17 protein-coding genes are annotated in these 17691 nt (G+C 62.8%); 9 read left to right on the top strand and 8 right to left on the bottom strand.

What is annotated here, in order from left to right:
- Position 1: 1 nt before the first annotated feature.
- The 9 genes from C491_RS18745 to secY are packed head-to-tail and all read left to right on the top strand — an operon-like array spanning position 2 to position 5773.
- Positions 2-394 (top strand): 30S ribosomal protein S8, encoded by a 393-nt coding sequence (locus tag C491_RS18745; RefSeq protein ID WP_005559246.1) that lies wholly within the window; start codon positions 2-4, stop codon positions 392-394.
- A gap of 2 nt (positions 395-396) precedes the next feature.
- Positions 397-930 (top strand): 50S ribosomal protein L6, encoded by a 534-nt coding sequence (locus C491_RS18740; protein WP_005559244.1) that lies wholly within the window; start codon positions 397-399, stop codon positions 928-930.
- A gap of 3 nt (positions 931-933) precedes the next feature.
- Positions 934-1692 carry a 50S ribosomal protein L32e gene (locus tag C491_RS18735; protein ID WP_005559242.1) on the top strand — a complete coding sequence of 253 codons (759 nt, stop codon included), beginning with the start codon at positions 934-936 and terminating at the stop codon, positions 1690-1692.
- Positions 1685-2134: a 50S ribosomal protein L19e gene (locus C491_RS18730; protein ID WP_005559240.1), complete on the top strand. Its 450-nt coding sequence runs from the start codon at positions 1685-1687 to the stop codon at positions 2132-2134. Before C491_RS18735 ends, C491_RS18730 begins: the two co-directional genes overlap by 8 nt.
- Positions 2134-2682 carry a 50S ribosomal protein L18 gene (locus C491_RS18725; protein ID WP_005559238.1) on the top strand — a complete coding sequence of 183 codons (549 nt, stop codon included), beginning with the start codon at positions 2134-2136 and terminating at the stop codon, positions 2680-2682. Before C491_RS18730 ends, C491_RS18725 begins: the two co-directional genes overlap by 1 nt.
- A complete protein-coding gene (locus C491_RS18720) occupies positions 2679-3335 on the top strand; it encodes a 30S ribosomal protein S5 (RefSeq protein WP_005559234.1) in 657 nt (218 codons plus the stop codon). Before C491_RS18725 ends, C491_RS18720 begins: the two co-directional genes overlap by 4 nt.
- Positions 3332-3799, top strand: coding sequence for a 50S ribosomal protein L30 (gene rpmD, locus C491_RS18715; RefSeq protein ID WP_005559232.1), 468 nt, complete (start codon positions 3332-3334; stop codon positions 3797-3799). The genes C491_RS18720 and rpmD overlap by 4 nt, the downstream gene beginning before the upstream one ends.
- A 3-nt stretch (positions 3800-3802) precedes the next feature.
- Complete coding sequence (locus C491_RS18710) at positions 3803-4315, top strand: uL15m family ribosomal protein (protein ID WP_005559231.1); 513 nt, start codon at positions 3803-3805, stop codon at positions 4313-4315.
- Positions 4316-4318: 3 nt separating this feature from the next.
- Positions 4319-5773 carry a preprotein translocase subunit SecY gene (secY, locus tag C491_RS18705; protein ID WP_005559229.1) on the top strand — a complete coding sequence of 485 codons (1455 nt, stop codon included), beginning with the start codon at positions 4319-4321 and terminating at the stop codon, positions 5771-5773.
- Between the two features lie 354 nt (positions 5774-6127).
- On the opposite strand, the gene wecB is transcribed toward secY, so the two are convergent.
- The 8 genes from wecB to C491_RS18665 all read right to left on the bottom strand — a co-directional run bounded on the left by wecB (position 6128) and on the right by C491_RS18665 (position 17665).
- Positions 6128-7213 (bottom strand): non-hydrolyzing UDP-N-acetylglucosamine 2-epimerase, encoded by a 1086-nt coding sequence (wecB, locus tag C491_RS18695; protein WP_005559227.1) that lies wholly within the window; start codon positions 7211-7213, stop codon positions 6128-6130.
- Between the two features lies 1 nt (position 7214).
- Positions 7215-8291 (bottom strand): DUF354 domain-containing protein, encoded by a 1077-nt coding sequence (locus C491_RS18690; protein WP_049892346.1) that lies wholly within the window; start codon positions 8289-8291, stop codon positions 7215-7217.
- A 518-nt stretch (positions 8292-8809) separates the two neighbouring features.
- Entirely contained in the window at positions 8810-8959 is a 150-nt protein-coding gene (locus tag C491_RS23025; RefSeq protein ID WP_005559222.1) for a hypothetical protein, read from the bottom strand.
- 1114 nt (positions 8960-10073) lie between these two features.
- Positions 10074-10340 carry a cytochrome C oxidase subunit IV family protein gene (locus C491_RS18685; RefSeq protein ID WP_005559220.1) on the bottom strand — a complete coding sequence of 89 codons (267 nt, stop codon included), beginning with the start codon at positions 10338-10340 and terminating at the stop codon, positions 10074-10076.
- 536 nt (positions 10341-10876) lie between these two features.
- Entirely contained in the window at positions 10877-13360 is a 2484-nt protein-coding gene (locus tag C491_RS18680) for a cbb3-type cytochrome c oxidase subunit I (RefSeq protein ID WP_005559218.1), read from the bottom strand.
- Positions 13360-14187: a cytochrome c oxidase subunit II gene (gene coxB / locus C491_RS18675; RefSeq protein ID WP_049892371.1), complete on the bottom strand. Its 828-nt coding sequence runs from the start codon at positions 14185-14187 to the stop codon at positions 13360-13362. The genes C491_RS18680 and coxB overlap by 1 nt, the downstream gene beginning before the upstream one ends.
- A gap of 295 nt (positions 14188-14482) precedes the next feature.
- Positions 14483-16840, bottom strand: a complete 2358-nt coding sequence (locus C491_RS18670) for an amino acid permease (RefSeq protein WP_005559214.1) — start codon at positions 16838-16840, stop codon at positions 14483-14485.
- Between the two features lie 378 nt (positions 16841-17218).
- Positions 17219-17665, bottom strand: a complete 447-nt coding sequence (locus C491_RS18665; RefSeq protein WP_005559212.1) for a universal stress protein — start codon at positions 17663-17665, stop codon at positions 17219-17221.
- Positions 17666-17691 lie beyond the last annotated feature (26 nt).

Here is a 17691-nt window from a genome sequence, read left to right as displayed (position 1 = left end):
CATGACTGGAAACGACCCACTCAGCAACGCGCTCTCGGGCATCGATAACGCCGAGAGCGTCGGGAAACTGAGCCACGAGGTAACGCCCGCTTCGAACGAGATCGGCAGCGTGCTCGAGGTCTTCTACGACCGCGGGTACATCGACGGCTTCGAGTTCGTCGACGACGGTAAGGCCGGTCAGTTCGATGTCGAACTGAAAGGAGCGATCAACGAATGTGGCCCCGTCAAGCCCCGCTACGCCGCCGGTGCCGAGGACTTCGAGAAATGGGAGAAGCGATACCTCCCGGCTCGAGACTTCGGTGCGCTCGTCGTCACGACGAGCAGCGGCATCATGAGCCATTACGAGGCTCGTGAGCAGGGGATCGGCGGCCAGGTGATCGCATACGTCTACTAACAATGCGAGTCGAACTGGAAATCCCCGAAAACGTAACTGTCGAGGTAGATCATCTCGACGTGACCGTCGACGGACCCGAGGGCGCCGTGAGCCGGCGTCTCTGGTACCCCGACGTGACCGTCGAAGCGGAAGACGACCAGGTGGTCATCGAAAGTGGAGCCGAGGACGCGAAGACGAACGCGACCGTCGGCACCTTCGAGAGCCATCTGAACAACGCGTTCCACGGCGTGACCGAGGGCTGGGAGTACAAGATGGAGGTCTTCTACTCTCACTTCCCGATGCAGGTCCGCGTGGAGGGCGACGATGTCGTCATCGAGAACTTCCTCGGCGAGAAGGCACCGCGACGCACGACCATCCACGGTGAGACCGACGTCTCCGTCGACGACGAACGGCTCGTCCTCTCCGGTCCGAACAAGGAGGACGTCGGCCAGACGGCGGCAGACATCGAGCAGCTGACCCGAGTCAGCGGTAAGGACACCCGCGTCTTCCAGGACGGGGTCTACATCACCGAGAAACCCGCGAAAGGAGGTGCCTGATAGATGGCTGACGACGAACCAGAGACCGAGACCGAGGACGCCACGGCCGAAGCCGAAGAGGGTCCACAGGATCTCGAGGACATCAGCGGCGTCGGCGCGAGCAAGGCCGACGCGCTCCGCGACGCCGGCTTCGAGACGATCGACGACGTCAAGGAGGCCGACCAGGAGGACCTGGCGGAAGCCGACGGCGTCGGAAACGCACTCGCGGCTCGTATCAAGGCCGACGTCGGCGACCTCGAGGTAACCGAGGAGACCGAGGCCGAGATCGAAGACGAGGGTGTCGAAGAGGAAGAAGCACCCGAAGAGGACGTCGAGACCGAACTGCAGCCCCGCGGGCTGACCGAGAAGACGCCCGAGCTCTCCGAGAACGAGCAGCGGCTGCTCACCCGACGCAAGCAGGCGGGCAAACCGCAGTTCAATCGACAGGACTACCACAAGAAAAAGCGGACGCCCGAATCCTGGCGCCGTCCCCGCGGCCAGCTCTCGAAGCAGCGCCGCGGCATCAAGGGCAAGGGCCCGAAGGTCCAGGCCGGCTACCGAACCCCCGAAGCGGTTCGTGGCAAACACCCGAGCGGATTCGACGAGGTCTACGTCGAGAACACGGACGACCTCGAGGGTGTCGACGGCGACACGGAGGCGGTCCGCATCTCCTCCTCGGTCGGCGCACGCAAGCGCGAGCGCATCGAGGAGCAGGCCGAGGAGCAGGGCGTTCGCGTCCTGAACCCGACCTACGAGGAAGTCGAGGTGGAATCCAATGACTGATCTCTCCGCACAGAAGCGACTGGCAGCCGACGTCCTCGACGTCGGCAAGAACCGCGTCTGGATCGACCCGGACGCCCAGGGAGACATCGCCGAGGCGATCACCCGCGACGAGATCCGCGAACTCGTCGAGGACGGCCGCATTCAGGCCAAAACCGCCCGCGGCAACTCCCGAGGCCGCGCCCGCGAGCGCAACGCGAAACGCGCCTACGGCCACCGCAAGGGCCAGGGCAAGCGCAAGGGCAAGAAGGGCGCCCGCCAGAGCCAGAAGGACGAATGGCAGGACAAGATTCGTGCACAGCGACGGAAGCTGCGCGAACTCCGCGACAAGGGCGAGATCACGCCCACGCAGTACCGCGAGCTCTACAAGAAGGCTGGCGGTGGCGAGTTCCGTAGCGTCCGGTATCTGTTGAACTACATCGACGAAAACTACGGTGACCAGTAATGGCGACAGGACCACGATACAACGTTCCAATGCGCCGTCGCCGTGAGGTCCGGACGGACTACCATCAGAGGTTGCGCCTGCTGAAATCGGATAAGCCACGCCTCGTTGCCCGCAAGAGCAACAAGCACACTACGGCGCAGCTGATCGTTCCCGGCCCACAGGGCGACGAAACGCTTGCGAGCGCACACTCGAGCGATCTCGAGGAGTACGGTTGGGAAGCACCCACGAGCAACATTTCCGCGGCCTATCTGACCGGCCTGCTGGCCGGGAAGCGGGCGGTCGACGCCGGCCTCGAGGAAGCAGTCCTCGACATCGGCCTCAACAAGGCGACACCGGGCAACAAGGTGTTCGCCGTTCAGGAGGGGGCGATCGACGCCGGCCTCGAGATCCCGCACAACGATAGCGTGCTCGCGGACTGGTCGCGTACCCGCGGCGAGCATATCGCCGAGTACGCCGAACAGCTGGACGAGCCGCTGTACGGCGGCGAGTTCGACGCGACAGAGCTACCAGAACACTTCGACGAGGTACGAGAGGCGATTCTCGAATGAGTGGAAACAACTACAACGACGGTGGATGGGAGCCCGTCACCCGTCTCGGCCGAATGGTCCAGGAGGGCGAAATCGACACGATGGAAGACGCCCTCAACTCGGGCCTCCCGCTGAAGGAGCCCGAGATCGTCGACCAGCTCCTCCCCGGACTGGACGACGAAGTGCTGGACATCAACATGGTCCAGCGGATGACCGACTCCGGACGGCGCGTGAAGTTCCGCTGTGTCTGTGCAGTCGGCGACCGCAACGGCTTCGTCGGCTACGCGGAAGGCCGCGACGACCAGGTCGGGTCCGCCATCCAGAAGGCGATCGGTATCGCGAAGCTGAACATCATCAAGGTGCCCCGCGGCTCGGGCTCCTGGGAGGACCGCTCGGACCGGCCGCACTCGCTGACCCGACAGACGACCGGCAAGGCCGGCTCCGTCGAGGTCGAGCTCATCCCCGCCCCCGAGGGGCTGGGACTGGCCGCCAGCGACACGGTTCGCGCCGTCCTCGAGCTGGCCGGCATCGAGAACGCCTGGACGAAGAGCCACGGCAACACGCGAACGACGGTCAACCTCGCGAAGGCGACGTTCAACGCGCTCGAGAACGCCTCTCAGTCGCGCTATCCGAGCGCCCGGGGCCAGGACGAAGCGGAGGTGGCTGACCAATGAGAGCTGTCGTGCAGGTCCGCGGCGAGGTCAACCGCAACACCGACATCCAGGACACCCTGGAGATGCTCAACATCCACAGCGTCAACCACTGCGCGCTCGTCCCCGAGACAGACACGTACGACGGGATGGTCGCCAAGGTCAACGACTACGTCGCGATCGGCGAACCCAATCAGGACGTCCTCGAGACCGTCCTCGCCAAGCGGGCGGAGCCGCTCGAGGGACGACAGGCAGACGTCGACGAGGAGTGGCTCGCCGAGAACACCGACTACGACGATTTCGGTGGACTCGCCGAAGCGCTGCTCGCCGAGGAGACGACCCTCCGCGAGGTGGGCCTCTCCCCGACGCTGCGTCTCCACCCCCCGCGTGGCGGTCACGAGGGGATCAAGAAGCCGACCGCGGAGGGCGGCCAACTCGGAAAACATACAACCGAGGAGATTAATCAACTGTTAGAATCGATGCGATAAACCATGACGAGTAAAAAACGACGCCAGCGCGGATCCCGGACGCACAGCGGCGGCTCCCACAAGAACCGCCGAGGAGCCGGCCATCGCGGCGGACGCGGACGTGCCGGCCGCAGCAAACACGAGTTCCACAACTACGAACCGAAGGGCAAACACGGCTTCAACCGACCGGACGAGCTTCAGGCCGACGTCGCCGAGATCGACGTCCAGAAGCTCGATGAGGACGCGGTCCTCTACGCCGCCGAGGGTGAGGCCGAAGAGACTGACGACGGCTACCGACTCGACGCGCGCGACGTCGTCGATAGCGGCCACGACGTCGATATCGTGAAGGTACTTGGCTCCGGCCAGGTCCGGAACACACTCGAGGTCACGGCGGACGCCTTCTCGGCGGCCGCTCAGGCAAAGCTCGAGGACGCCGGCGGGAAGGCGGTGCTCTCCGAGCGAGCCCAGAAGGAAGCCGAGGCCGAAGCTGAGGCCGAGGACGACACCGACGACGAGTCAGAACAGGTCGAGGACTAACGCATGGGATGGAAGGAAGCCGCTGAACCGGTTCTGACACGGATGCCGACGGTACGTCGTCCGGAGGGGCACGTCCCCTTCAAGCGAAAGCTGGCGTGGACGGCCGGCATCCTCGTGTTGTACTTTTTCCTGACGAACATCGCCCTGCTTGGGATGCAGGCCGATGGTGCGACCGACCTCTTCGGAGAGTTCCGTGCGATCCTCGCCGGTGAGCACGGCTCGTTGCTCCAGGTCGGTATCGGTCCGATCGTTACGGCAAGCATCGTGATGCAGTTACTGGGCGGAGCGAACCTCCTGGGTCTCGACACCGACGACCCGCGGGATCAGGTTCTCTACCAGGGGCTCCAGAAGCTTCTGGTCATCATCATGACGGCGCTAACCGCGCTGCCGATGGTGTTCGCCGGCGGCTTCCTCCCGGTCCAGCAGTCGCTGTCGCTTGGCGGGCTCACGTTCGATAGCACGCAGCTCCAGGTGCTGATGTTCCTCCAGATCTTCATGGGCGGGGTGCTCATCCTGTACATGGACGAGGTCGTCAGCAAATGGGGTGTCGGCAGCGGGATCGGCCTGTTCATCATCGCCGGCGTGAGCCAGCGACTGGTCACTGGATTTATCCAGCCCGCGGAAGGCGGGTTCTTCTACGACTGGTACCAGATCATCTTCGGCGACGTCGATCTCGCCGGGGATACGCTGAACACGCTGTTGCTCGGCGAGGGCCAGATCATCGCCCTCATGACGACGATTTTGATCTTCGGGATCGTCGTCTACGCCGAGTCCGTTCGGGTCGAGATTCCGCTCAGTCACGCCCGTGTGAAGGGCGCCCGGGGTCGCTTCCCCGTGAAGCTCATCTACGCGAGCGTCCTGCCGATGATCCTCGTTCGGGCGCTGCAGGCGAACATCCAGTTCATGGGTCAGATCCTCGACCGAACGTGGGCCGGTATGCCCGCCGTCCTCGGTCAGTACAACGCGCAGGGAGAGCCGGTCAGCGGGTTCTTCTACTACACCGCGCCGATCTACTCGCCGGAAGACTGGATGTGGTGGACCGGTGAGGTCGCTCAGGCGACCTGGATGGTGCTGATCCGAATCTCCGTCGACCTGACGTTCATGGTCATTGGCGGGGCGATCTTCGCCATCTTCTGGGTCGAAACGACGAACATGGGCCCCGACGCGACGGCCCGACAGATCCAGAACTCCGGGATGCAGATCCCCGGGTTCCGACAGAACGTCGGCGTCATCGAGAAGGTCATGGAGCGGTACATCCCGCAGGTGACCGTCATCGGCGGCGCCCTGGTCGGACTGCTCGCCGTCTGGGCGAACATGCTGGGCACCATCGGTGCCGTCACCGGGACGGGGCTGCTGCTCGCGGTCTCGATCACGTACAAGCTGTACGAGGAGATCGCCGAGGAGCAGATGATGGAGATGCATCCGATGATGCGCCAGATGTTCGGCCGCGACGACTGAATCTCTCCACTTCTTTACGTTCTATAGGCGACCCGAGAGCTATCCGTCTACGATTATAGCGGTTACTCCCGCTGGAGGCGGAGGCCAGCAACCGCTCGAACACGCCACAACCAGCCTGCCCGTCGGCTAGACAAACCGACGATAGCCGAGTATCTCAACACCAAATCGAGAACGCGGTTGACCGGGGACGAAGATCCTGAACCTCGAGACTCGACAGGCCACTTCGAGCGCCTGGTAAAAGTGGCGCCAGAGATATGCCGCGAAGATCACGGAGATGACCGACGACAGCCGGACGACCGTCGTTTTCATGGGACGTTCGCGCGTCTCAGCTCCGGAACGAAGTCGACGACCGGGCTACCGCTCCGGGTCGGGTGCGCTGATTCGTGCACGAAGGTGTTCCGCGATTCGGCGGCCCGCCTTACCGTCGCCATACGGGTTCGGCGTCGCCTCAAGCGTCCGGTCTTCCCGCAGTGCATCACATATTCGCGCCTCGTCCGCGCCGACGAGTTCGTTCCAGTCACAGTCGACAGTTTCTATCCACTCGGTCTCTTCCCGGAGCGTCACGCATGGCGTCTCGAGGAAGAACGCCTCCTTCTGGACGCCACCGGAGTCTGTGACGACGCGAGCGGCGGTATCGAGCAGTCTGATGAAATCCAGGTATCCCAGCGGATCGATAACCTCGAACCTGTCGGTCGTTCGTTCCCAGAGCCCGTACGTCTTCAGTCGGTCGACCGTCCGTGGGTGGACGGGGAATACGACCGGCAGCGAGGCGCTCCCGAGTCCGTCCACGATCGCTTCGAGGTTCGGCTGTTGGTCCGTATTCTCCTGTCGGTGAACCGTTGCTAGGATGAACTCGCCGGCCGAGAGTCCCAGATCCGTGAGGATTGTCGACCGATCCGCGACGTCGTCCCTGACCGCCAGTAGGCTGTCGTACATGACATCTCCGGTCCAGTGGACACCGTCAGTGATCCCCTCAGCACGTAGGGTTTCGACGGCGCTCTCACTGGGTGTGAACAGCAGATCGGACGCGTGATCCGTTAGAACCCGGTTGATCTCTTCGGGCATGTCGCGGTTGTAACTTCGAAGGCCCGCCTCGACGTGTGCGACGAGCACGTCGCACTTTGAGCCGACGATCGCCCCGGCGAGCGTCGAGTTCGTATCACCGTAGAGCAACAGGACGTCCGGATCGGTCTTTTCGACGACAGGCTCGATCGCCTCGATCATCCGCGCCGTTTGTCGGCCGTGGGTATCTGATTCGATACCGAGGTTGAAATCTGGGGTCGGGATATCGAGTTCCTCGAAGAACACGTCCGAGAGTTCCTTATCGTAGTGTTGGCCGGTGTGGATCAACACCTCCTCTCCGACGTCTCTGAGTTCCCGTGAGACGACCGCCGCTTTGATGAACTGCGGCCGCGCACCGATGATCGAACAGACCCGCATCTCAGCTCACCTCTCTCGCGCGGGTCGCCGCCGATGACTGCTGCGAGTCACAGTACGTGACGGCGATTTCGTAGAGTAACTCGGTCACGTTGTTAGCCCCGCTGACGTACTCGTCGCGGCGGCGTTCCCACGTCTCCCTGGCCGTTTCGTCCGCCAGGAGCGTCCGAGACTGCTCGAGAACCGCGTCGAACGATTCGAGGTTTCTGATCAAACCATGTTCTTCGAGTTCGATGAAGTTTCCCATGTCGTCTGCGCCGACGAAAGAGTTCGATCGAATTGCGGGCGTGCCGAGCAGCGCGGCCTCGGTCACCATCGTTTGCGTATCCGCGACTAGTAGCGCGGCTTCCGCGAGCGCATCGTGCATCTGTGCCGGGTGCAGATCAAACGGTTGTGCTTCGGTTCCATCGGTCACGAGCTCGCTGCGCTCGTCGGAAACGAAGACGGTCGCCCGCTCGGAGAGTTCTGACAGCAGGTGACGGCGCTGTTCGATCGAGAACCCCTTCTTTCCAACGTCGTGGTGTCCGTTGAACGCGTTGAACCGAACAATTACGTAGGGCTCGTCGCGTTCGACGCCGAGTGCGTCACGGACCGCCGGGTCTGGCTCGAAGCTGTCCGGATGAAGGTACGCCAGCTCCGTGACGCCCGAAAACGTATGATGTTTCCTCCCGAGATCCTTTTGGAAGGCGTCCGGGGTGAGGATGGCCCGAACGAAGGGCCGCGCGATGACATGGTCAAACGACGTCTCCGAGTCGAGAACCGCAACCGTCGGGGTCTTCGATACGGTTCCGGCCGCCGCCGCGTATGGCCCCTTCCCAAAGATGACATCGGGATCGAACCCCCTCGCGCGCGGCGCGATCGTCCGGAGGTGCGACGGGAGCTCCCACGCGAGCGAGTGGAGCGATTCACTGCGCTTCCCGTACGTCTCGTACGGGAGTTCGTAGTACGAGAGGAGCGCCTCCGTACACTCGTCGCTTCGGGCGAGTACGAGCACCTCGTACCCCGTCGCTTCGAGTCGCTTGGCTACGTTTTTATAGAGATGAACGTGGGCTGGTGTGTTGGTGAAAATTAATGTTTTCACTGGTGATCAGCACAGGTGCTACAGACCATCGTCCCGACTATTGTTATTTGTCGAATTCTCGGGGCCCACATTCAGCAGGCAGCTACTGATCCAGATCGTGTTCGCAAGCGGACCCGATATCGTATGGTTCACCCGAATTTCTCGCATTTGAGGGATGCTTAGACCCTATACTTGGCCCGGTCGCGGTTGACCGAACCGACAACGGGCGGTTGATTTTCGAACAGGGGCACCCGCCGGGTTGACGGCTGCCGCGTCCGCGAGGCCTATCCTAAGAGCCACCCCTTTCACAGATGGGATCCACACAACGGTGAAGAGTCATCAGCTGTATGGTCCGCATACAGTATATATAAGGCGACCAGAGCACCGGATACGGGGCCAATCGCGACGCGGTTGGTGACGATGACAGCGATCGACACGTACTGGATCGCTTCCGGTTCGGCTTGCCGCTGGTATTCGTCTGCCATGACGACCCCGGCATCCTCTCCCCGGCGAAGGTAACAGCAGAAAGCTGTTGTTCGTTACTGGAACTGGAGGAAGCGACGGTCGTCTGCCCGCTCCTCTTGTGCCGGATAGACGGTGATGAAATTCCCGTCGGTGAGCGTCGAGAGACTCTTGGGCGGGGTTTCTAGTTCGCTGTGCCGACCCATGTTGTTCCGGCGGGCGCTCATCAGAACGACGGATCGTCCTCATTGACTTCGTCGCGTAGGACGATCAGGCCGTTTTCCCAGTCGCCGGTCGAGTCGACCTCGCCCGGCGTCTCGAGTACGGTACACACTCCATCACTCGAGACGCGTTGCGTCCTCCCGAGACACCCCACGCGTCTCACGCGCAGACGCACGGACAACTCGCCGCTATCGGAAGACGGATCGTCGAAGACGGAGCGGTCGTGAGCGCGCTCCTACGGACGTTCGGCTGTAATCGGGAGCAACGTCAGACTTGCGAGACGCGACCGCCGTGGTAGCGAACGAGGCGGCGAGAGAGCGTCTCCTGATCCGAACGGCGCCGGTGACGGTTGTGACTCGAGCGGGCAGCGAGTTCTCGGGGAAGCCTTCACGCGCGTCGGGCCCACTCGAGGACCGATCGGCTCGTTCCTCGACGAGGAACCGCTGTCGCGCCGTGGCGGGCGCGTGGACCGTGCGACCCGACCGCTGGGTAGTTTGCTCGAGTTTCGTCGAACGGCGACGAGTCGCGATGCTCGCGGTCTACAGACGGACGCAGACTGGGCACTCTGGATCGCTTGGAACCCCTCGATTTTCCGTGACCTGTACGGAACGTCGGTCCGTGAAGTCCGCGAGACCGTCGGGATCGCTCGGTGACGAGACGCCTCCAACCCGAAGTCGAAGCACCAGTGTGTCAGAAGCGTGTGTACGAACTGGACGCTGACTCCAACGCGAGCAAGAACGCCGTTCGCAAACGTCTCAAGCAACTCCACTCGGGGCAGAAGTCTTCGGGTGGAGGCGAGTCCATCAGTGTGCGCTCTCGTCGGGAGCAATGAATCTACACAGCGATCTCCACGCCTCCGATTTCGTGTCAGCAAAAGGGGTCCACTGACAGGCCCACGATTTCAGTCAGCGACTCCCGACAGCGATTGTACGTCAGCTCTCCTCGAGAACGGCACGGATCACAGTTCGACGAGTGATCACGTCTCGAGCGGACTCGAGTCGAGCGAATCGTCGGCACCGAAATCGGATTCGAAGAGGATCGACACCGCCTGGTGTCGTTCGAGATTGAAAGAGCCGACGCTGGCCGAGCGTCGCGTCGAAAGAGAAGGTCGGAAATCGCTTACTGGATCGAGTAGCCCGCGGCGATGGTCAGCAGGAAGACCATGAACACGGCGACCCCCATCATGTAGGTGATCGCGCGGGGCTCCTCGATCAGGTGCTGGTAGTAGGCGGCGATCAGCAACACCTTGATTACGGCCAGAATGATCGTCCCGCCAATCGCAGCGGCCTCCGGGAATATTTCGGGGAACTGAAAGAAGACGAACTTTCCGGTACCCAACACCAGCAGTACGACGTAAATGAGGGTGTACGTACGAACGTCGGCCATTGGTGAGCAATGAGTGTGTGGACCACTTATACCTTCCTCATGCGGGCGGTGGAGGGCGCACTCGAGGCGGACGAGGCGATCACGTTCGGTCAGTTTGCCCGTCTCGGGTCGGACAGGAACGCGACAACGAGTTCGAGTCCGCTCGTAAAGAACCGTGAGAACAGTTGAGATCTGACGAGAGGTTCTCACTCCGGAGGCCGTCGACGCCGACGAGTCGGGGCGGGACACCCCAAGGGAACGATCTCTCGAATTCCATCTCGATACGACGGGCCGAACCGGGAGTTCGTTGTCGCGACGCTGTTCCCGGTAGGACGATGCGTCAGAGCTGGCGGACGGCCCGAGGATTGCGTTCGGTCCACACCGCGAGCGATCGGCGGCTCGGGTGGCGCGCACTCGATCGGAGTCACAGCGCTCGAACGAACGCATCGCCCGGTAGCGTCCGTAGACGAAACGGCGGACGGTCGCGGAGCTCACGCGGGTGGTGAGCGATTAAAAGAGAATCGTGTTCTCGAACGGGCCGATGTAGCGGCGAACCGCTACATCAGGTAGAACAGCGGGAAGAGGATGACCCAGACGATGTCGACGAAGTGCCAGTAGAGTCCGAAGAACTCCACCGGCCGGTGGTCCTCGAGGTAGGCGTCGATCGACCAGATGCGGTAGATCATGAAGATGGCGATCAGCAGCCCGAGGATCACGTGCAGAGCGTGTAGCCCGGTCGTGACGAAGTAGATGGAGTGCTCGACGCTGGTCCACCAGTACTCGTCGATCTGGAACTTGTAGGCGTACTCGTAGGCCTTCACGCTCATGAACGTGAGTCCGAGCGCGAGGGTCGCTCCCAGCGTCGCGAGTAGCCCCCGCTTGTTCTTGCGTTCGGCCATCACCAGCGCGAGGATGACCGTGAAGCTCGAGGTCAGCAGGACGTAGGTGTTCAGCAGGCCGGGCCAGGAGGCGAACGGAATCGTCTCCCAGTCGCCCCAGCCGGTGTGAAGGCGCATGAACACGAACGCGCCGATCGCAGCACCGAAGACGACGACGTCGGAGGCCAGGAACACCCAGACGCCGAACTTCGTGTTACCGACGCCCTCGAACGGCCAGCGTTCGGCGATCTGCATCTCGGGGGCCTCGAACTGCTCGACACCGAACTTGAACAGCGTGTACGCCATGATCGCCAGCCCGAGCGCCGTGATCACGGGATACATGATGTTCGGCTCGGCTGCCGTCCCGGTGAGTCCCTCGGGCGGAGCGGCAGTTCCCTCGGCGAACTCGACCATGTACGGCGTCAGACCCGAGAGACCGAGGAAGAACGTGAACAGACCGACACCGATGCCGAGTGGCCAGATGCTGGCGTGGTCGGCGTGTTCTTCCTCGTGGGTTGCCTCGGTCTTGGCGACCGTTCCCTGTCCGTATTCGGCGCCGCCGTCGGGGACGGCCTTCGAGTCCTCGACGAACTCGAGGGAGCCCGAGGCGTAGCTGGGCCGGCCGTCCCAGTTCTCGAGCGGCGGGGGCGAGGGGATCGCCCACTCGGCCGTGCGGGAGAACTCCCAGGGGTTCTCGGGCGCTCGCGGTCCGGCGACGAAGCTGTGTGCGAGCGTCGCGAGGACGAGCAACACGCCCGCGCCGAGGACGAACGCGCCGACGGTCGCGACCTGGTGGTAGATCTCGACGCCCTCGGCGAAGTGGAAGACGCGCCGCGGCGTCTCCCAGGCGAGGAACATCGGGAAGTACAGCAGGTTGAAGCCGAGGAAGTACACCGCGAAGCTGAGCTTACCCAGCGACTCGGAGTACATCTTGCCGGTGATCTTCGGCCACCAGTAGTAGAGGCCGCCGATCAGCGCCGTCACGCCGGAGACCATCACGTAGTGGAAGTGCGCGACGACCCAGTAGGTGCCACGGAACTCGTAGTCGAGCACGACAGCACCCAGGAACACCCCGGTGATCCCGCCCAGGATGAACAGGACGAGCGCGCCGAGGCTGAAGAGGAATGGGGTCGTAAACCGCACCCGCCCCTTGACCATCGTGTAGATCAGCGCGAAGACCATCAGGTCGAACGGTAACGAAATCCCGATGGTCGTCGCCATCATCAGCGTCTTGATCTCCAGGTTGATCGTCGTCAGGAACATGTGGTGCATCCAGACGAGGAACGACTGGACCGCGACGAGGACCATCGAGATGATGACCCACTTGCGGCCGACGAGTCGCCGTCCCGTGAACGTCTGGAACGTCTCGAACATGATTCCCAGTGCGGGGAAGAAGACGATGTACACCTCCGGGTGTCCGAAGAACCAGAACAGGTGCGCCCACAGTAGTCCCGACCCCTGATCAGTCGCGAAGTACTGCGTCAGGAACAGCCGGTCGATAGAGAGCAGCAGTAGCGCGGCCAGCAGCGCTGCGAACGCAAAGAGCATCATCCAGACGGTCAGCAGCCACGACCACGTGAACAGCGGCATGTTCCACAGGCCGAGTCCCTCCGCGCGGGCGCGGTGGATCGTCACGAGGAAGTTGACCGTCCCGATCGTGATCGAGAAGACGAACAGCATCAACGCGAGGATTGTCGCGTTGCCACCGGTCGTCGCCTCGAGTGCGGGCGTGTACGTCGGCACGTTCAGCGGGGCGTACATCGTCCACCCGCCGGAGTACGAGCCGCCCTGGAAGAACGAAATTCCGAGGAGAATCCCCGAAAACAGGTAGAACCAGTAACTCAGGGCGTTTAGACGCGGGAACGCGAGGTCTTTCGCCCCGATCTGTAGGGGGACGAAGTAGTTCGCGAACCCGGCTGCAAACGGCGAGAGGAACCAGAACACCATCAGCAGCCCGTGGGTCGACACGGCCTGGTTGAACTGGCTGTCCGTCAGCAGTCCGGTTCCACCGCTCTCCCAGAGGTGTGCACGGAACAGCAACGCCAGGACACCGCCCAGCAGCAGGAAGAACAGGGCGGTTCCGAGATAGAGGATCCCGACGTCCTTGTGATTGGTCGTGACGAGCCAGCGCTTGACGGATGTCATCGGCGGCAGATCACCCATCAGTCGTCACCCCCGTCGTCTTCCTCGTCGTCCTCGTCGTCGGTCTCTTCTTCCTCATCCTCCTCGTCGTCACCGTTCTCGTCGGCTTCGTCGTCGTCACCGTTCTCTTCGTCGTCAGCCTCGTCATCACCGTTTTCGTCCTCTGCTTCCTCGTCGTCGCCGTTCTCGTCATCGTCCGGCGCTTCGTCCTCGAGGAACTCCTCGAACTCCTCTTCCTCGACGACGTCGAGAGTGCCGTCCATCGCGGAGTGGCCGTCGCCACAGAGTTCGAAGCACTCGATCGTGTGGGTCTCACCGGCCTCCTCGGTCATGAACCACGTCTCGTCGGTTTCGCCGGGGATCGCGTCGGCTTTCACGCGCAGATCAGAGATGCCGAACGTGTGCCAGACGTCACCACCGGTGACGTTGATCCACACGGGCGTATCCTCCGGAACGGTCATGGTATTGGTCGTCTCGGCTCCGTTCTCGTACTCGAAGTGCCAGGCAAAGCCATCACCCTCGACGTCAATCTCGATAGCGTCGTCCTCTGGGATGTCGTCACCCGGATCCTCGACGTACAACAGCATTCCGTACGTCCAGATCACGAGCGAGATCACGACGATCGCGCTCAGGCCGAACGATAGGAACAGTTTCTTGCCGCCCTCTCCACCCGTCGGTAACTCCCCGAGTACTGGCGTGTCCTCGTCGGACGCCTTCGCGGCGCCGTCACGATACTTGTACGCGTTGTACAACGTGTACGCGACGACGACGACGCCGATGAGCGTTCCGAGTCCGAGAAAGACCAGGAAAATCTGCTCGAAGACGTCAACACGCGTTTGCACTTCCAGGGGAATTGTAGCTGTGCTGAAGATTGTGTTCACCTCGTTTGAAGACTGCTTATATGTCGGTCGATGGTTTCCGTGGGCACTTATCTATTTGGAAACGCACCCGGGTAATTCGCGTTGCGACGCGCTGTCGGGTGGATATTGCCGCCTTCGACCGACCCGCTCGACCGTTTCCATGTCGATCCATCACGAGCCAGTTGGAGTGGGGGACCTTTTTTCTGTCGCTTGTGTCCCTCACTCATAGACAGCCGTCTGATAGGACCGATCGAACGAACGAACAGGTTCGGGCGAAGCGGGCTCAGTCCCGCCGTTCGCCGAGGACTCGCTCGCGAAGCGACCGCGAACTCTCCTTCTCCGCGAGCAGAACCGGGACGTCGAGGTCGGTCGCTGCGTCGAAGACGAGCGATCCGCGCACGAGTCGGGAGAGTACGCCGCGTCTGGTCGCACCAAGGATCACCAGCGAGTGGTCGGCGGCGGCGCGCTCGATCGCCTCTCCGACGTTTCCGGTGTCGTCGACGATGTGCGTGGTTTCCTCGAGCCCCTGCTCGGCGGCCCACTCCTCGAGGAAGGCTACACCCTCCTCGCGCTCGTCCGGATCGTCGACGACGTGGAGCAGGCTGATCTCGCCGCCGTACTCCGCCTGAAGCGCGCGTGCGACGGCGGCGCTGACTTCCGAGCCACTCCCGCCCGCGGTCGGGAGGAGGATCCGGTCGGCCGTCACCTCCTCGCCGTCGAGGATGACGAAGTCACACGGCAGATCGTGTGTGAGCTCGTCGAGCGGACGCTCGACGCGACCCTCGCCGACGGTCGACCGACCCCAGCCCATGACGACGGTGTCGACGTCGTACGTCCCGGCGGCGTCGAACACCTCCTCGAAGGACCGGTGGGAGACGATCGTTCTCGTCTCGACGTCGGCGTCGAACGTCTCGGCGGACGCCTCCGCGTCGGCCAGCAGCCGCTCGGACTCTGCGCTGATCTGATCGATCTGCTCGGCACCCTTCTGCAGGGGCGTCTGGTCGGGCACCTGAACGATGTGGGTCGCGAGGACGGACCCACCCTTCGCTTGCGCGATGGCGCTACCGAGCGTGATCAGCGCCTGCTCGGTGCGCGGGTTCGCGATGGCGACCATCACGCGGGGGCCCGATTCGCCGTCGCCGATCGGCTTCACCGCGGTCGCCGCGGACACCGCCGGCTCGGGCATCTCGTCGGATCGATCGAGGATGTAGGCGGTGAGAATCCCCTCCCGATCGGTTTCAGTACGCGCGTAGAAGAAGTACCAGAGGACGGCGAAGACGACGAACAGACCGCTGATCGCAGTCGCCAGTGGGTCCATAAAGTAGATGAGCGCGAGCGAGAGCACGAAGCCCGCGATCGGGGTAAACGGATAGAGCGGAACCTCGAACTCCGGATCGTACTCGGGCACGTCGGTCTCACGGAACACGATCAGCGAGGCGTTGATCAACGCGTAGACGACCAAGTGGAGGACGCTGGCGGCACTCGCGAGGATCTCGACGGTCTCGCCGAGTGCGATGATGAAGACGATGATCATCAGCCCCGTGACCGCGATCGAGCGGTACGGCGTCGCGTAGTTGGGGTGGATCTCGTTGAGCCAGTCGGTGACGATCTTGTCCCGTCCCATCGCGAAGTTGATCCGGGCCGAAGCGAGGATCGAAGCGTTCGCACTCGAGGCCGTCGCTAACAGCGCGGCGATCGTGATCGAAGTGACCCCGATACCGAGAATCGGAATCTCGAAGCCGACGACCGCGAACTCGTAGTCGAAGACGGTTTCGGCCGCGTAGGACATCGGTGCGTTCTCGGCCTGCTCGATGAAGAACTCGCTGTGGGGGATCAGCCCCATCAGGAGACCGACGAGGATCGTGTAGATGGTCATCACGATCACGACGCTGCCGACGATCGCGATCGGAAGGTTCCGACCGGGATTTTTCAGCTCTTCCCCGATCGTCGCGATCTTCGCGTAGCCCAGATAGGAGACGAACACGAGCGCGGCGCCCGGAAGGATCGCGCCCGTTCCCTCCGGGGCCAGTCCGCCCTCGGCGGTGACCGTTGCCCAGTCGAACGAAAAGAAGCCGGCGACCGCGAAGATCGTCAGGATCCCGAGCAGGAGCGTAACGATGACGGTCTGGATGCTACCGGTCTCCTTGGCGCCGATGTAGTTGACGCCGACGAATACCGCACCGGCGATGATTGCGCCGATCTGAATCTCGTTCAACGTGAACGGGCCCAGCGCAATCGTCGGCAACAGGGAAACGGTCCCGAGAACGGGTAATGAGACGACGACGCCGTCCAGGAGGTCGGCGAGGTAGCCGCCGAACCCGATCGAGTAGAAGGCGCTGGCGAAGGCGAGTCCGATCCAGTCGCCCATGCCCGAGATCGAGCCGAACAGCGGTCCGAGCGCGCGGTTGATGTAGTAGTAGGCGCCGCCGGCTTTCGGCATCGCCGTCCCGAGTTCGCTCACCGAGAGGGCGTTGATCAGCGCGATCATGCCGCCGATAACGAACGAGAGGACGACGGCGGGTCCGGCCTCCTGGGCTGCGATCCCAGGCAGGACGAAGATCCCGGCGCCGATCATCGTCCCGATACCGATGGTCAGCGCCGAGAGGAGGCCGAGGTCCTTCGCGAGTTCCTCGTCACTCATCGACCGTCCACCTCGAGCGACAGCCGGTCTCGCGAAGCCCGCAACCGTTATCGATCGGAAGCGGGGGGCCACACTCTGACCGCGGCACTTAGGACACCTCCGCCGATCGTTCCTCTCGCAAACGGACCGGTTCGGTCGAAGAGACGTGGGTAACCGTGCCGGACGATGGGTGCATACTCGGGTGAAGTTACCTAATCGATATAAGTTGGCCGGAATCGACCGCCGCAGGTTTCGCCACGTTCACTCGGGTTTCTGTCTCGGAATCGTTCACCTGCTCGAATCCGAGCGCAGTGTCGACGATAGGGTACTGTGAGTTGTTTCCGGCGCAAGCGCAACTCGGTCGGCGGTTGCCCCGGAAACTCGGTACGGCAATCCGTATCAGTCACCAGCAACGTCGTCCTCCCGTGGCGGGAGGACCAAAACGGGAACAGTCGTGTTCGAGATGAGGTTGTCGGTGACGCTGCCGGTAACGAGTTTTACCCATCGACTCGCACCCCGCGGGGTGAACACAATGGCGGTGGCGCCCAGTTCCCGCGAACCGTCGGCGATCGTCTTCCCGACGTTTCGGCCGTACAGGGTGTGCCGTCCAACCAGTCCAGGGCCCCGCCCCAGCACGTCGAGAAAGACCCGATAGGCGTTCTCGGCGAACTCCTCTCGTTGCTCGAGCGACGCCTTGTCGGGGACGCCTTCCCCCTTGGGAACGACGTGAACGACGATTATTTCGGAGTCCGGGTCGAGGTACGATCGAACGGCTCGGGCGGTCTGGCGCGCGTCGGCCGGATCCGCGATCGGAACCAGTACTGTCTCGAAGAGTTCGTCGACCATACGACGTCTTGGGAACGATCGGTCAA

The sequence above is a fragment of the Natronococcus amylolyticus DSM 10524 genome (assembly GCF_000337675.1).
Lineage (GTDB): Archaea > Halobacteriota > Halobacteria > Halobacteriales > Natrialbaceae > Natronococcus > Natronococcus amylolyticus.
Note: the sequence above shows the minus strand (reverse complement) of the source record. Positions and strands in the feature narration are given on the sequence as shown.

What these genes read in the sequence shown, in the direction of transcription:
- C491_RS18745 (WP_005559246.1), top strand. Translation starts at nt 2, where the DNA reads ATGACTGGAAACGACCCACTCAGCAACGCGCTCTCGGGCATCGATAAC.
- C491_RS18740 (WP_005559244.1), top strand. Translation starts at nt 397, where the DNA reads ATGCGAGTCGAACTGGAAATCCCCGAAAACGTAACTGTCGAGGTAGAT.
- C491_RS18735 (WP_005559242.1), top strand. Translation starts at nt 934, where the DNA reads ATGGCTGACGACGAACCAGAGACCGAGACCGAGGACGCCACGGCCGAA.
- C491_RS18730 (WP_005559240.1), top strand. Translation starts at nt 1,685, where the DNA reads ATGACTGATCTCTCCGCACAGAAGCGACTGGCAGCCGACGTCCTCGAC.
- C491_RS18725 (WP_005559238.1), top strand. Translation starts at nt 2,134, where the DNA reads ATGGCGACAGGACCACGATACAACGTTCCAATGCGCCGTCGCCGTGAG.
- C491_RS18720 (WP_005559234.1), top strand. Translation starts at nt 2,679, where the DNA reads ATGAGTGGAAACAACTACAACGACGGTGGATGGGAGCCCGTCACCCGT.
- rpmD (WP_005559232.1), top strand. Translation starts at nt 3,332, where the DNA reads ATGAGAGCTGTCGTGCAGGTCCGCGGCGAGGTCAACCGCAACACCGAC.
- C491_RS18710 (WP_005559231.1), top strand. Translation starts at nt 3,803, where the DNA reads ATGACGAGTAAAAAACGACGCCAGCGCGGATCCCGGACGCACAGCGGC.
- secY (WP_005559229.1), top strand. Translation starts at nt 4,319, where the DNA reads ATGGGATGGAAGGAAGCCGCTGAACCGGTTCTGACACGGATGCCGACG.
- wecB (WP_005559227.1), bottom strand. Translation starts at nt 7,213, where the DNA reads ATGCGGGTCTGTTCGATCATCGGTGCGCGGCCGCAGTTCATCAAAGCG.
- C491_RS23025 (WP_005559222.1), bottom strand. Translation starts at nt 8,959, where the DNA reads ATGAGCGCCCGCCGGAACAACATGGGTCGGCACAGCGAACTAGAAACC.
- C491_RS18685 (WP_005559220.1), bottom strand. Translation starts at nt 10,340, where the DNA reads ATGGCCGACGTTCGTACGTACACCCTCATTTACGTCGTACTGCTGGTG.
- C491_RS18680 (WP_005559218.1), bottom strand. Translation starts at nt 13,360, where the DNA reads ATGGGTGATCTGCCGCCGATGACATCCGTCAAGCGCTGGCTCGTCACG.
- C491_RS18670 (WP_005559214.1), bottom strand. Translation starts at nt 16,840, where the DNA reads ATGAGTGACGAGGAACTCGCGAAGGACCTCGGCCTCCTCTCGGCGCTG.
- C491_RS18665 (WP_005559212.1), bottom strand. Translation starts at nt 17,665, where the DNA reads ATGGTCGACGAACTCTTCGAGACAGTACTGGTTCCGATCGCGGATCCG.